Raw genomic sequence first — 14,517 nt, forward strand, 5'->3', positions numbered from 1 at the left:
ATGGTTCCTGCACCGGTATTTATAACGCCTTTTCCAAAACCGGTAAAGGTCTTGGTTTGAACCGGCGAACATGTTCGGCAATATGTTTAATATGATCGGGCGTTGTACCGCAGCAGCCGCCCACGATGTTCACAAAACCTTCACTGGCCCAATCTTCAAGGAAATGAGCGGTTTGTTCGGGTTGTTCATCGTATTCGCCCATGGCATTGGGTAAACCGGCATTGGGATAAGCCGAGGTATAGCAGGATGCTATCTGGCTTAACTCTTCAATATGCGGCCGCATTTCAGAGGCGCCCAACGCGCAGTTGAGGCCAATGGATAGCGGTTTGGCGTGCATAACCGAAGTATAGAAGGCTTCCAGTGTTTGCCCGCTCAGCGTACGGCCCGAAGCATCGGTGATGGTACCGCTGATCATGATAGGCAGTTCGGGTTTGCCTTCATCGGCAAAGTATTTTTTGATGGCGTAAATGGCGGCTTTGGCGTTGAGGGTATCGAAGATGGTTTCGATCAGCAACAGGTCAACCCCGCCATCTACGAGGCCTTTCACCTGCTCGTAATAAGCGCTCATGGCCTCATCGAATGTAAGCGCCCTGAAACCGGGGTTGTTTACATCGGGCGATAATGAGAGCGTTTTGTTAAGGGGGCCAATGGCGCCGGCAACGAAAGCACATTCGCGGCCGCCGGCCCCCTCCCGGCCTCCCCCAGTGGGTGAGGAGGAGAAAAATTCTTTAACAGCCTCTTTGGCAATCTTTGCGGCTTCAAAGTTCAGTTCGTAAGCCAGCGACTCCATATGGTAATCGGCCAGCGAAATAACCTGTGCATTGAACGTGTTGGTTTCAATGATATCGGCGCCGGCTTCGAGATATAGCTTGTGAATGCCCTTGATGATGTTGGGTTGAGTAAGCACCAGCAGGTCGTTGTTACCCTTTAGGTCGCTGGGCCAGTCTTTCAAACGTTCTCCACGATAGTCGGCTTCTTCCAGCTTATGGCGCTGGATCATGGTGCCCATTGCGCCGTCAATGATCAGGATTCGCTCCTGAAGGCATTGTTGTATTGATTTCATGCTGCCCTCCTTTTGTTTAGCATAGCGGTTTTTGTTGATGAGCATTGCCGGACGGGGTTGACGTTTTGTCAACAATGACACAGATAGCAACATGCTACCGTTCATTCATTGATCCGAACCGGTAAACGTAGGAAACTATTGTGGCGAGAGTTTCTTGTCGTTTATTAGTTCAGTTATAAGCATCTGTTTTGATGGTTATAAGGAGCCAGATGCCGGTTCCTGCTCAGGATGCACAGGCCGAACAATAAACAAATCTGCCTGTGCGGGTGCAAATTTACAGCTTGTTATGTTAATATCAAACTACTGATATTTAAGGACGCCGGTAGAGGCTGAACGGGTGCTATAAAAGGCTGTTGCTTAATGCTGCACATACTTTTCAACCGGCAGCCTGTTGGTGATGCTGCGGGCAAGCGTCATTTCATCGGCGTATTCCAGTTCGCCGCCGAAGGCAATGCCGCGGGCAATAGTGGTGATCTTAACCGGGTTTCCCTGCAGCTTTTTCTGTATGTAGTAAATGGTGGTATCGCCCTGGATGTTGGGGTTCAGCGCAAAAATGAGCTCTTCCGTTTTTTCGCGGGGAATGCGTTGCAGCAGTGGTTCTATGGTAAGCTGGTCGGGACCAATGCCATCGAGCGGTGAAATGATGCCGCCCAATACATGATACACACCGCTGAATTGCTGGGTGCTTTCTATAGCAATAACATCGCGGATGTTCTCCACCACGCAAATGATATCCTGTTTACGCATGGGATTGGCGCAAATGGTGCACGTGGAATGATCTGCCACGTTGTAACAACGTTCGCAAAATTTTATCTCCCGGCGCATTTTAAGCACCGCGTCGCCAAATGTTTCCACGTTACCGGGGTCTTGCTTTAATAAGTGCAGTACCAGCCGCAAAGCCGTTTTCTTTCCAATACCGGGTAGTTTGGCAAATTCACTCACCGCGTTTTCCAACAAAGAAGAAGAAAATTCCATGCTGTAAAGATACCAAACGGTTTGTGGTTTGGGTTTATGGTTTGTGGTTATTCCTATACGGCGAGCGGCCGACAAACTGGCGGCCGCTCACACTTTTTAATTTTTAATTTCTAATTCCTTATTTCTCATTTCTCTAAAGTGATATCGATAATGTTATCCCACTTGGCTTTTACGGTTATTTTACGACTTATCGGTTGCACTTTTTCGGGCTGATGCCGGTTCTCAAAGAAGGAACCGGGGTCCCACACGCCATTTTTGTTATCGTCGTATAAAATGCGCAGATCGTATTCGCCGGGGGGGAACAGTTTTGCATAAAATTCCTTACCGGTCATGGGGTATGAGAATTTCACCGCATCGCCCGAAACGAACTGCAGCACGGGATTTCTGCTGAAATCGAGGTTGATGAGCCGCAGCCTGAGCAGGCCGTACTCGTTTTCATTCTTAGTGCGGAATTTGAGGGTATCGGTTTTTAAAATTCTTTTACCCGAAGTGTCTTCTGCAAACGCCGAATCGAGGATCAGGGTGTAAGGGGTATTGGGAACCCAGTTATAGGAAATGGTTACTATTTTATTGCTTGTGTCTTTGATGAACCGGTAATTCGAAAGCGGTTCGTTCTTTTCATTTGCGAGCACCACCTTGCTGCTGTCGAAGATGCTGAGCGGTGCGGGAAACCTGAGCTCGAGCTGGCTTAGGAGGTCTAATTCACTGTTGCCGAGGTTGGTTTCGAAACGAAGCCTGTTATCCTGTTTATCGCTCTTTTTGTTGTTTCCCTGTTTGCCCGGCTGCGGCAGCGTTTGTTTGGCTTTTTCTTCTTTTTCGTCGGTGTAGGCGTACAAAGTGATGGGCTGGGGTGAAACGGCAGGTGTTACCCGTTCATCGGCAAAAGCAAAAAGCTGGCTGCCGCTGAGGTACCGGCGTTGACCGCCTTCATCTTTCAACGCAAAAAGGGCGAAGGAACCGGAAGGCAGGTTGTTGAAACGGTAATTGCCATTATTGTCGACCCGCGCAACATAGCGGGGTTTTTCTTTTATGATGGCAGAATCATCGGTGCTCGAGTGCAGCATAACGATGAGGGTAGAATCGATTTTACCCGATTCGGCGATGATGACCCGGCCGGTAATTGCCAGGGAATCGAGCGCGGTACCGGTGGTGAACCGGTAGGTAAAATTTTTTAAAACGTTGCCTTCGTTCACGTCTTTTATTGCATTTCCAAAGTCGATGGAATAAGTAGTGTTCGGTTGCAGCGTGTCTTTGATCGTTACCGTTACGGTGCGCAGTTTTGAGTCGACCAGCGGGTTTATTTTGGGCGTTGGGGAAACCAGCAGGTTTTCCTGGATATTGTCTATCTGAACGAATTCATCGAACTCAAAAACAACCTTTTTGCCGGTAAAGTTGGTGGCCGAATCGCGGGGATTTACTTTCACCAGCCGGGGAGGCAGGGAGTCGCGGGGGCCGCCCATAGGCGGAACAATATTGGCGCAACCAGTTTGCACCAGGGTTGTCGGAAGCAGCGCGAGGATCAACAGGAACGGCGAAACTATCTTTAAAATAGAAGCATACTTCATAAGGCCGCAAACTTAAGTTGTTTATTGGCAAATGTCGTCTCCAAAGAGTTAAATGTTACGGGGTTGCCGGTTACCGGGGTTTTAAGTTCAGGCTTTGCAATAATTGGGTGGCAGATGTGCAGATGCGCGAGGTATGTAATAGTTTGGCAGTCCGGTTTCATGGCCCTGTAACCTGTACCTTGTAACCTGTAACGCATATCTAACCGGTACCTGGCGCCCGGCCCCGGCTAACCGGCTATCCCTGATTCTCTTCCTCTTCGGCCAGATCGTGTAAGGCCACCGCCATTTTATTGGTTTTTACAAAATTGCACCAGTGGCAGTCTTCGCTGCCGCAGCCAATGTAAAATTCGCGGTTCTGGATCTTTTCCCATACCGTTACGATCTGCTGTGAAACGGTGGTGATATCGGCCGGGCTGATAACGACCTTTTCTTTACGGTATATTTTCTTTTTATCGGGCTCAATAAAGTCGAACTCGGTGCTGATCACCTGCCAGTCCTTGCTTTCGTAATTATCGATCAGGATCTTGTAAAAAACGGCCTGGCGCCAGTAATCGCCGCCATTGGGTTCTTTTTCGTTCGGGGGCTGTAGTTTGGCCCTTGCCTTATCAGGATCGCCGGTTTTATAGTCAACGATGTTCACCTGTTTGCCGTCAAATTCCAGTTTATCGAGTTTTCCCTTGAGCTGAACACCATTCACAACGACATTACGGATATTCCTTTCTACTGCAACAATGCGGTTCCAGCTATAAATGTATTTATCGTAATAGTTGGCCAGTACTTCATGTCCATACTCGAGGCGGCGGTCGAACTGTTCGCGGGTGAAGTTCTCGCGGTGGCGGTGCATGTACCAGGTGAAATCATCGATGAACTCAGCCTTGCCGGGAAATTTGTTGTTGTGTTCCTGCATTTTTTCAAACAGGCGTTGCAGGGCATGATGTATGGCCGAACCAAACTCGGTAGCCTCGTTCTTGGGCGAGGGAATACGCAGGAGGTTCTTGAAGTAAAACTCCAGCGGGCACTTTAAATAATTGTTCAGTGCGGTTACGTTCATCACAAAGCGATCGAGCAGGACCGTAATAAATTCTTCTTCAATGCGGCCGATCTCGGGCGCCTCTGTTTCCCGGAACTGTACCAGCTGAAATTCGGTGATCACTTCTTCACTGGTAAACACTTTTTCAACAGGCAGCTGGTGTTGTTCCTGTATTTCGGCCAGGAACATAGATGGTTCCAGTTCCTTTCCATCGTTCTTATAGCGGCAATAGGAAATATAGAGGTAATGTTCGGCGCGGGTAAGCGCTACGTAAAACAAACGGCGCAGCTCTTCGAGCTCGGTCCCGGCACCCTCCCTGCCTCCCCCGGTGGGGGAGGGGCCAGTTGCCAAAGCCTGATTGAGAAACACATTTTCCGGGATCTTGTAACCGCCGCCGGGTTTGCGTTTCTTTTCCCAGAAAGAAGCGTTACAGCCGGCAATGAATACATATTCAAACTCGAGGCCTTTTGAGCCGTGAGCGGTAAGCAGGTTAACCCCTTTATCATTACCGCTTACCTGAACAAGCGGTAGTGGCAATCCTTCTTTTTCCATCAGTTCGAAGATCTCAACCAGGTCGGTGAGCTGCAGTAAAGGATTGCGGTGTGTTTCTTCTTTTATAAAATCGAATAAACCGGTAAGCACCTGCATCATCCACGCTTTTTCGGGGCTTTGCATAATGTTGTTCAGCAAACCGGTGCGGCGGATGATATTTTCAACCAGTACCTGCAGGGTCACATTTGGCACCGCAGCAATGAGCTTTTCCAATGCCCTGGTAGCCTGCTGCAGGCCGGGGTGCAGGCCCTTGCTGAACAGATCGGCCGGCGGCGTATTGGCTTTATCGTACAACAGGCGGCGTAACGACGTTCTGTTATTGCCAAATGACCTGTCGGCCACTTCTATGCTCAGTTTGGCAATTTCAACGGGCGGAATATTGAACCAGTCGAAATGCAGGATCTCGAACAACATTTCATCGCCGCCGTAAGGAATATCATGTTCGGCTGCGATGTATTTGATGAGCAGGATTATTTTTTTGGCGAATGGTTCCTGCAATAAGTTCAAATGACGTTTGCTGTAAACCGGTATGCCCAGCAGTTTAAAGTACTGGGTAAGTTCTTCGCCATATTTGTTCTCGCGGTAAATAACGCTTATTCTTCCCGGCATAACACCCTGCGCCAGCAGCTCCTGCACCTGCAGGGTAATGTTGATCATTTCCTGCCGCTGCGTTTCGTATTCTCTTATAACGGGAATGGCGTCTGCCGGTTCCAGTGCAAAGAACCGCGGGTGCGATGATTTTAGATTTTTGCTGAGCCCCTCTATTTGATTTACCAGCCGCTCCTGGTTGTTATTGATGAGCGTCATGGAAACATCGAGAATGGGTTGGGCCGAACGGTAGTTGTTGGTTAAAACAACCATCAGGGTTTCGCGGTAAGACCGGGCGAACTGCAACATGTTCTCTACGTTGGCGCCCTGAAAGCGATAGATACTCTGATCGTCGTCGCCCACCACGAAGATGTTGGGCGATTCCCAGAAGTTGATCAGCAGTTTTACCAACTGATTCTGCGTACCGCTGGTATCCTGAAATTCATCAACCAAAACGTACAGGAACTGTTCCTGGTAACGGTTCAGCAATGCCGGGTTCTCTTCAAATGCTTTGATCACCCAGTTGATCATATCGTCGAAATCGTACCGGTTGCGGGTGCGCATGAGCTCCTGAAAACGATCGAATTCGTTTACTGCGGCCCGCAGCTTTTCCATTTTCTCTTTTTCTTCGTCGAGCTTATCCTTCTTCACATCTCCGGCCTTAAAGCCTTTGTACGCTCTTTTGTAAACAAAGTCTTCGCGGGTGGGCAGTTCGGCCAGGTATGCATCGATCCGTTCGCTGATAAATGCCGGTGACCAGCCTTCGCGCTTCATGGTACTGAACAGCGACTGCAGGTTGTGAATTTCGTAGTACACATCGCCCCGGTAGCGTTTGAGCGGGTGATTTTTGGGAAAGGTATCGATGAGGTATTTGAAAAGTTCTATTCTTTCCAGTTCGGAAATGGGATCGAGCGCTGTTCTTTCAAAAAGCGACAGATTTTCCTGGATGATATCGTTGCAAAATGCGTGAAATGTGTAGATATTAACCCTGTAGGCGTCAGGACCAATGAACTGCGACAGGCGCCGGCGCATGGCCACCACGCCTGCATCGGTATAGGTAAGGCATAAAATATTGCGGGGTTGCGAATCTGTTTCCAGCAGAATCTTGCCAATTCGACTGGCAAGGATCTGGGTTTTACCGGTTCCCGGCCCTGCAATAACCATAACCGGTCCTTCAATTGTGTCGACAGCGATTTTTTGCTGTTGATTCAGCCTCTTGTATTCTTCAGTGAATTTCTGGTGAAGGCGCTCCCGATTCACGCTCATATATCAAAGATAACGAACGGTGAATAAATATGTTGGGGGCCTTATATGATAACGGGCAGATGTTCAGAAACTCCCGCCAAATGTGCAAAAGTTTTCAGGATTTTTAATGAAGACAAAAACCGGCGAGGCACGTATTATATTTGATTTTGCTGCATTTTCGTGTTTGAAATACGCTCATTCCACTAAATAGAAACACATAGGCCTTGATAATAAGTAGTTTGCGAGGGAAAAAGAAAGATGGGTTTCTACGGTGGAATCGGTCTTTAAATGGGAATAAAATCAAAATTAATACGTTTGTTGCATTACAGATTTTCACAAAATGAAAAACCAGCACTCCCTAAAGATATTTATACTCGAAGACGATGTTTGGTATGGCTCTATGTTGCAGCACTACCTGGCAATGAATCCTGATTACGAAGTTAAGCGGTTCCATAACTGTAAAGACTTCCTGAACCATTTGCATGAGCGGCCTGAGGTAGTTACCCTCGACTATTCGATGCCCGATATGGATGGCAGTGAAGTATTGAAGAAGATAAAGGAAATTGACGCCGGTATTCAGGTAATAATCATATCGGGACAGGAAGACATTAAAACCGCCATCAGCCTCATCAAGAACGGTGCATTCGACTACATAGTAAAAGACGACGATGCCAAGGACCGGCTCTGGAACAGCCTGTTGCACCTGAAGGAAATTGACGGGCTGCGTAAAGAGGTGGAGCAGCTGAAAGAGCAGGTGGGAAAAAAGTACGATTATTCAAAATACCTCATAGGCAAAAGCGCTTCTTTCGAAAAAGTGTTCGGCCTCATAGAAAAGGCCTGTAAAACGAATATCACTGTTTCCGTTACCGGCGAAACAGGAACGGGTAAGGAAATGGTGGCGCGGGCCATTCATTACAATTCCGACAAAAGCAAAAAGCCGTTTGTGGCGGTGAACGTGGCTGCCATTCCCCGTGAGCTTATCGAGAGCGAACTATTCGGACATGAAAAGGGCGCATTTACCGGCGCTATTACCCGGCGTATTGGTAAATTTGAGGAAGCACATAACGGTACGCTTTTTTTAGATGAAATAGGCGAACTGGATATCAACCTGCAGGCCAAGCTGCTGCGCGTATTGCAGGAGCGCGAAATAACGCGGGTTGGCGGAAATGAAGTGGTGCCTATCAATGTACGCATCATTGTAGCTACCCACAAGAATTTACTGGAAGAAGTACAGGGCAGACGCTTCAGGGAAGATCTGTATTATCGTTTGATCGGGTTACCCATACAAATACCACCATTGAGAGAGCGCGGCAACGACATAATTATACTTGCCAAGCATTTTATGGATCAGTTCTGCAAAGAAAATAATACCGACAGAAAATTGTTATCGCCTGAAGCCCAGCAACGATTATTGAGCCATGCATTCCCCGGCAATGTGCGGGAACTGCGTTCGGTAATGGAGCTGGCCGTAGTAATGGCCGATGGCGACACCATTCTGCCCGAGCACATAACCCTTAATTCCAATTCATCTGTAAATGACCTCATGAATAAGGACCGGACATTGAAAGAATTTGAATTACAGATCATACAGCACTATCTCGACAAATACGACAAGGATGTTTTACTGGTAGCCAAAAAGCTTGATATAGGAAAATCCACCATTTACCGGATGATACAGGCCGGTGAACTGAACGCCAGGTAATCGCATATTCACTGTAGATTACCCGCTATAATGAAACCGTTGAAAAACATACCGTCAGCTGATAAGGAAATTTCGCCACAACCGGGCGGAACCGGGGAAAATAAGGGCAGTGCGTTACAAACGCCGGCTTCATTTTATGAAGAAGTGCTCATGAATATTCCTGCAGACATTGCAGTGTTCAGTACGGAAGGCGAGTTCATGTTCATCAACTCAGCGGTAATAAAAGACGTGAAAACCCGGGAATGGCTTATCGGGAAGAACATAGATGATTACTGCCGCATACGGCAAAAACCTCCCGAACTGGCCATACGGCGGAAAGAAATGATAGACGAGGCAGTGCAAACAAAGCAACTGCAGAAATGGGAGGAGCGGTTTGAATGGGCCGACGGACAGGTTAAATATCACATCAGACATATACAACCGGTACTGGATGCAGAAGCGCAGGTAAAGTTCTGCATTGCATACAGCATCGACATCAGCGATCAGAAGCGGGCGGAAGAATACATACAGTTAAGTGAGAAGAAGTACCGCGATCTGTTCAATTACAGCCAGGCCTGGATCTGCACGCATGACCTTCACGGAAAGTTATTGTCGGTAAACCCGGCCGCGAGCCTGGCGCTGGATTATACTGCCGGCGAAATGGTGGGCCGGCAACTGGTTGAATTCATACCGGAAGAAGACGTAGCGTTATATGAATTGAATTACTTACAGCCGATACTGCGGCATGGAAAATCGGAAGGCGTTTTCAGGATCCAGGGAAAAACAGGGAAGGTCATTTACCTGTTGTACCAGAACTATAAAATGGATGTACCGGGCATAGAGCCCTATGTAATAGGTTTTGCGCAGGATATCTCTGACCGTATCAAGGCCGAGCGGGAATTGCGGCAGGCGAAAAAGATAACGGAGGAAGCGGCCCGGGCCAAGGAAGTATTTCTTGCCAATATGAGCCATGAAATACGCACACCCATGAACGGGGTGTTGGGCATTGCAGGTTTGCTGGCCAAAACTAAACTCGATGAACAACAGCAGAATTACCTGCAGCTGATACAGGAATCGGCCAATAACCTGTTATTGCTGGTGAACGATGTGCTTGACCTGGAGAAGATCATTTTGGGTAAACTGCAGTTTGAGCATATGGTGTTTTCGCTGGCCGATCGTATAGAGCTTTGTTTACAATCGTTTATATATAAGGCAGAAGAGAAAGGCATTGGATTGGCATATGAGAATTTGTTAGGTGAAGAGCTGGTGGTGCTGGGCGACCCGTACCGGTTGAGCCAGGTAAATGAATAATCTCATCAACAATGCCATAAAGTTTACCGAAACCGGGGTTGTAACCATTGAAACCCGGTTGATACAGAAGAGCGGTAATGAAATTCGGATAGCATTTTCCGTAAGGGATACCGGAATAGGCATTACTGCGAGTCAGCTGGGATTGATTTTTGAACCCTTTATGCAGGCGCATGTAGCTATAACCCGCACGCATGGCGGCACTGGACTGGGGCTTAGTATTTGCAGGGAATTAATAACAATGATGGGCGGTGAATTAAAAGTGGAAAGTGAGGCGGGAAAGGGAAGTTCCTTTAGCTTTGAGTTGCCGTTTGCAATCAGTTCATCTAAACTCAATCAATCAACCGTGGCACAAGACCTGAATTATCAAAGCCTGGGCAACAGGTATGTTCTGGTGGCCGAGGATGTGGAGCTGAACCAATACCTTGTCAGGCATATTATGGAATCGTGGGGTTTTACTGTGGATGTGGTGAACAATGGCCGTGAGGCTGTTGACAGGATACAGGAAAATAACTACGACCTGGTGCTTATGGATATACAGATGCCTGAGATGGATGGGATAGAAGCCACACGAGCCATCAGGCAGTTGAGCGATCCCGTTAAGGCGGCTATTCCTATTGTGGCGTTAACCGCCAATGCATTGAAAGGGGATAGTGAAAAATACCTGGCGGCAGGTATGAACGATTTTCTACCCAAACCATTTAATGAACAGAAATTATTTCTTGTTATATCAAATAATTTAAAAACGAGTACAAAGGAGGCTATACCTATGAGCGAAACAAATATACCGGTAACCGAAGGCCATGATAAATTATATGATCTGAGCATGGTGCAAACCATTGCGGGCGGCGATGCGGATTTTGTGAAGCGCATGGTGGAATTGTTCATACAAACAGTGCCTCCCTCGCTCAATGATATACAAAAGGAAACCGAACAGCAGAACTGGCAGCAGGTTAGCAAGCTGGCACATAAGATGAAGGCGACCATCGACAGTATGGGCATAATAAAAATAAAGGATGTTGTGCGTGCGATAGAAACGAATGGAAAAAAGGGCGAACAGGTTGATCAGATCCCTGCACAGGTGCAGGAAGTGGTGAAAGTGCTGGAGGCATGTGTGGGGCAGTTGAAGAAGGAGTTTGGGTTGTGAGATGAGAAAATGTCGAATGTTGAATGTCGAAGTGAATACAGGCGGGAAATGGGCGGGTAAAAAGTTGAAGTAAAATACAGAGGTGCCGGAAGGTGCTAAAAAAAGTCGGAAGTATGAAGGTTTTTGAGCTTCGTACTTCCGACTTCTTATTTCTTTCCTCAACTATGGCCGAAGGCCAATAGTTACCCCGGCAGGCGGGGAATATGTTTCTCTAATTCTTTTATTTGTTTAACCAGCTCGGCGGTAGTAGGCTTCAGGGCCTTTGCCTTACGGAAGAATTCTTTGGCGGCGCGGAATTCGCGTTTGTTCATCATGATATTACACATTTGCAGGTAGGCCGCCGCTTCATTTTCTTTATCGGGTAATCCTTCGCGAATGGCCTGGCGAATGTATTTTTCAGCCTGTTTGAAATCGTTCTTTTGTAACGAGATCATACCCATTTGCAACATGCTGGCGCCTTTAACCTCTTTCATTGGGGTGCCGATTTCGAGGCCTTTTTTCATGTTCTTTTCGGCGGTATCGAAATCCTGTTCCATCATGGCGAGCTGACCTTTGAAGGTAAAGTAGGCCGAGCGGATGGGTTTATACAGGAGGTTGGGATATTTTATAGAATTCAATACGCGTTTTGCGCCATCGAGGTCGCCGGTTTCCATGTGTTCCTGAATAAGGCGCAGGGGGCCTATAAAGAAGTGGCCGGCAATAAGAATGAGGCCGATAAAATAGGCCGGAAAAGCGGGCCAGAAACCATAATTGACATTGGCCAGTACGCCCAAAGCAATCAGCGCCAGACCCAGGTAGAGGCGGTAACGTATGAGCCAAACATAAAACTTCATAAACCTTTAAATTTTAAGGATGGCAAAGATACGCCAATTCGGTTTGCGGCGGGTAGTTTATGATGGCGGGTGGGGCAAAGGCAGGTTAATTGGCATGGGCGGGCGCCGGTAGCCGGTTTCACCGCTTATGGCCGGAAGCCGGGCTGATCCGGAGGATTGGGGGGTAGGTGGCACCATTTTCATACACCCTTAACCCATACACATTTTACACGCACAAGGCTTATAAATATTTTCACCCCGCTAACTGCAGAAGCATTTTTTGTAACAGCAACCGGCCATTTGAAATTATTGAAGCTCGTTTGTAATTATAAGTGACGATTTATAATTTTTAATGAGGCGTTCATAATTATGGAAGCAGGTTTGTAATTAAACGGGGGTATTTGTAATTCCAGGTGCATGGTTTGTAATTTTAAATGGCCATTTAAAATTATGGAATACTGGTTTGGGCTGTTGAATTTAGCTGACAGCATGTCGGCTATTTATCGTCATTGATCTCTATCCAGTAGCCGTCGGGGTCTTTGAAATAGATCTGTTTTACGCCATCAACGCGGTTGGTAACGGTATGCTTCTCCCCTGCCCAGTTTTCGTATTCCACTTTGTGCTTTTTAAGATTGGTAATGAAATCGTTTATGGAAGGAACGCTAAAGCACAGGTGGGTGTTTTTATCGTGCGGCGTTTTGGCGGCAGCGCCTGAAATAATATGCAGGTGCCCCGGGGTACCCAGGCTGAACCAGGTATGGCGGCCATCGTGAAAAGGTTCGGGAATGGTATCGAGACCGATCACCTGCTGATAGAAATGGGTGCTTGTTTTCAGGTCCATTACGTACAGGGCGATGTGGTTGATCCGCGGTTTATTTTGAGCGCTGGCAGACAGGATCAGGATTATGCTGACAACTAATAAACAGGTTACTTTTTTCATATGTGATGTTTGTATCGCTGCAATGAAACGGAAAGTTAGTAAAACCGTTATTGGCAGCAAGCAAAATTGCCCTGTCGGTGAATGACAGGGCAATTAAAATTATTTTAATTAGAAGTTATGGACGGTCCCAGAAAGCTGGCGGCTCAATGCCAAGGCTTCTCAGGTACACGTAGGCCTGACCGCGGTGGTGGATTTCGTTATCGATAAAGTAAAAGATGAACGAGATGCCGGTACCGGGCCATTGACCGAAGGCTACATCCTGTTCCTGGAAGCGGTGGGCAGGAATGGTAGGCCATATGTCGTTGATCTGAGCGGTAGCCTCATCCCACAGGGCCAGCAGTTCGGCTTTGGTATTTACTTTTTCCGCATCGGCCCATTTTTGCCATTTTCCGGTAGCGATACCGTTCAGTCCGGGTACTGCCATACCCAGGAACTCATATACCAGTTCGGAGAAAGGGCGCATACCGCCGATAGAATAGGTAAATAATTTGTCATCGGGGAAGGCCTCGATCATTTTACGGGTAAGCCCGCGATGGCCCTGCCAGTGTGTGAGCAATTGTTGGGGCGTAAAAATGGTTGCGGAAGCGATGGGTGATACAGTTTGCGTTGACATGATTATTATTTTTTAAGTATGGTAATGATTACACCACAAACCTATTGCGGGGAAGTGACAACAGTATGTCAGCAGGGATTGAAAAGGGGAAATTTTTTTTTACCGGGTTGGCTATTACGGATAAAAAGATGCCTGTAAAGTTCTCCCCAGTCTAACCCTCCAAAGTGTAAAGTTATTTTAGTACGTGACACCCCGGAACAGCCGGGGGCGGTTTGAGAGACATTCGGTATTATTCCGGGTTTGCGCCGGTATTGCTTCGGGGAATGTTCGGGTTTTGTTCGGACTTTGTTCGGACTTCCCCTAGGTAGACCCGAACATTCCCAATGAAAGTCCGAAGAAAGTCCGAAGAAAGATGGGCTTAAACCCGGCTCAATCCCGAAGGCATTAGCGCAAGCCGTAATAACCAGCGCCTCCCCCTTTAGGGGTCAGGGGGTAAACAGCTCCGCAGCAATACCATCTGCAAACAGTTTCCCTTCTTTTGTCAATGCAAACGGCCATTGTAACCGCATTTTACCTGTTTCAATAAATGGCTGGCTGGCCAGTTACTATTGATCGGCAGCTTTTGTTCATTTGGCTGTAAGCATTAGGGCTGCCAGGAGTATGAGTAATGATACTAAAAGCAGGATTTTCAGTGTATTTGACCGTTTAGGCTATCGGTTTAATAGTTTTCTTCCTATTTTTGCCATCCGCCGGGCGGCAGGGCTGCCGGAGTGGATTTGCAGGCCTCCCGATTGAAGGTGACCGGGGTGGTGAACAAATAGAATTTGAATTTTTACTGGTCCCGTAGTTCAATGGATAGAATAGAAGTTTCCTAAACTTTTGATACAGGTTCGATTCCTGTCGGGACTACAAATTTTTCGCGAAGATGCCGGTAAAACCCGCATCTTTTTCTTTTTTACCAGTTTGGTTGTCCCAATAGTTGACCCTATCATTTTGTAGCTGCCACAATCAATTCTGTTCATATCTATAGTTATGCAATCCTGTTATAGTATTTCCAT

The 14,517-nt window shown here is 47.3% G+C and carries 10 protein-coding genes and 1 tRNA gene; 4 read left to right on the forward strand and 7 right to left on the reverse strand.

Translation table 11 applies throughout. The features are described from left to right. Nucleotides 1-19: 19 nt before the first annotated feature. From A4R26_RS34035 to A4R26_RS34050, 4 genes are all read right to left on the reverse strand, one after another. A complete protein-coding gene (locus A4R26_RS34035) occupies nucleotides 20-1,063 on the reverse strand; it encodes a homocysteine S-methyltransferase family protein (protein WP_081171664.1) in 1,044 nt (347 codons plus the stop codon). Nucleotides 1,064-1,420: 357 nt separating this feature from the next. Beyond that, entirely contained in the window at nucleotides 1,421-2,038 is a 618-nt protein-coding gene (gene recR / locus A4R26_RS34040; protein ID WP_081171665.1) for a recombination mediator RecR, read from the reverse strand. 125 nt (nucleotides 2,039-2,163) lie between these two features. Next, nucleotides 2,164-3,603, reverse strand: a complete 1,440-nt coding sequence (locus A4R26_RS34045; protein WP_081171616.1) for an Ig-like domain-containing domain — start codon at nucleotides 3,601-3,603, stop codon at nucleotides 2,164-2,166. Between the two features lie 235 nt (nucleotides 3,604-3,838). Next, complete coding sequence (locus A4R26_RS34050; RefSeq protein WP_081171618.1) at nucleotides 3,839-7,039, reverse strand: ATP-dependent helicase; 3,201 nt, start codon at nucleotides 7,037-7,039, stop codon at nucleotides 3,839-3,841. A gap of 319 nt (nucleotides 7,040-7,358) precedes the next feature. On the opposite strand from A4R26_RS34050, the gene A4R26_RS34055 reads away from it, so the two are divergent. Genes A4R26_RS34055 through A4R26_RS34065 form a run of 3 tightly spaced genes read left to right on the forward strand, consistent with a single transcriptional unit; the run spans nucleotide 7,359 to nucleotide 11,154 of the window. Beyond that, entirely contained in the window at nucleotides 7,359-8,720 is a 1,362-nt protein-coding gene (locus A4R26_RS34055) for a sigma-54-dependent transcriptional regulator (RefSeq protein WP_081171620.1), read from the forward strand. Nucleotides 8,721-8,750: 30 nt separating this feature from the next. Continuing rightward, nucleotides 8,751-10,010: a PAS domain-containing protein gene (locus A4R26_RS34060; RefSeq protein WP_081171622.1), complete on the forward strand. Its 1,260-nt coding sequence runs from the start codon at nucleotides 8,751-8,753 to the stop codon at nucleotides 10,008-10,010. Next, nucleotides 10,003-11,154, forward strand: a complete 1,152-nt coding sequence (locus A4R26_RS34065) for a response regulator (protein WP_081171624.1) — start codon at nucleotides 10,003-10,005, stop codon at nucleotides 11,152-11,154. Before A4R26_RS34060 ends, A4R26_RS34065 begins: the two co-directional genes overlap by 8 nt. 182 nt (nucleotides 11,155-11,336) lie before the next feature. Here A4R26_RS34065 and A4R26_RS34070 read toward each other — a convergent pair whose 3' ends face one another. From A4R26_RS34070 to A4R26_RS34080, 3 genes are all read right to left on the reverse strand, one after another. Beyond that, entirely contained in the window at nucleotides 11,337-11,987 is a 651-nt protein-coding gene (locus A4R26_RS34070; protein ID WP_081171626.1) for a tetratricopeptide repeat protein, read from the reverse strand. Nucleotides 11,988-12,462: 475 nt separating this feature from the next. Then, nucleotides 12,463-12,906, reverse strand: coding sequence for a VOC family protein (locus A4R26_RS34075; RefSeq protein WP_081171628.1), 444 nt, complete (start codon nucleotides 12,904-12,906; stop codon nucleotides 12,463-12,465). A 115-nt stretch (nucleotides 12,907-13,021) separates the two neighbouring features. Further along, complete coding sequence (locus A4R26_RS34080; protein ID WP_081171630.1) at nucleotides 13,022-13,519, reverse strand: DinB family protein; 498 nt, start codon at nucleotides 13,517-13,519, stop codon at nucleotides 13,022-13,024. 777 nt (nucleotides 13,520-14,296) lie between these two features. On the opposite strand from A4R26_RS34080, the gene A4R26_RS34085 reads away from it, so the two are divergent. After that, a tRNA-Arg gene (locus A4R26_RS34085) sits at nucleotides 14,297-14,368 on the forward strand. Nucleotides 14,369-14,517: the final 149 nt, after the last annotated feature.

This window comes from Niastella populi, assembly GCF_002078015.1.
GTDB lineage: Bacteria > Bacteroidota > Bacteroidia > Chitinophagales > Chitinophagaceae > Niastella > Niastella populi.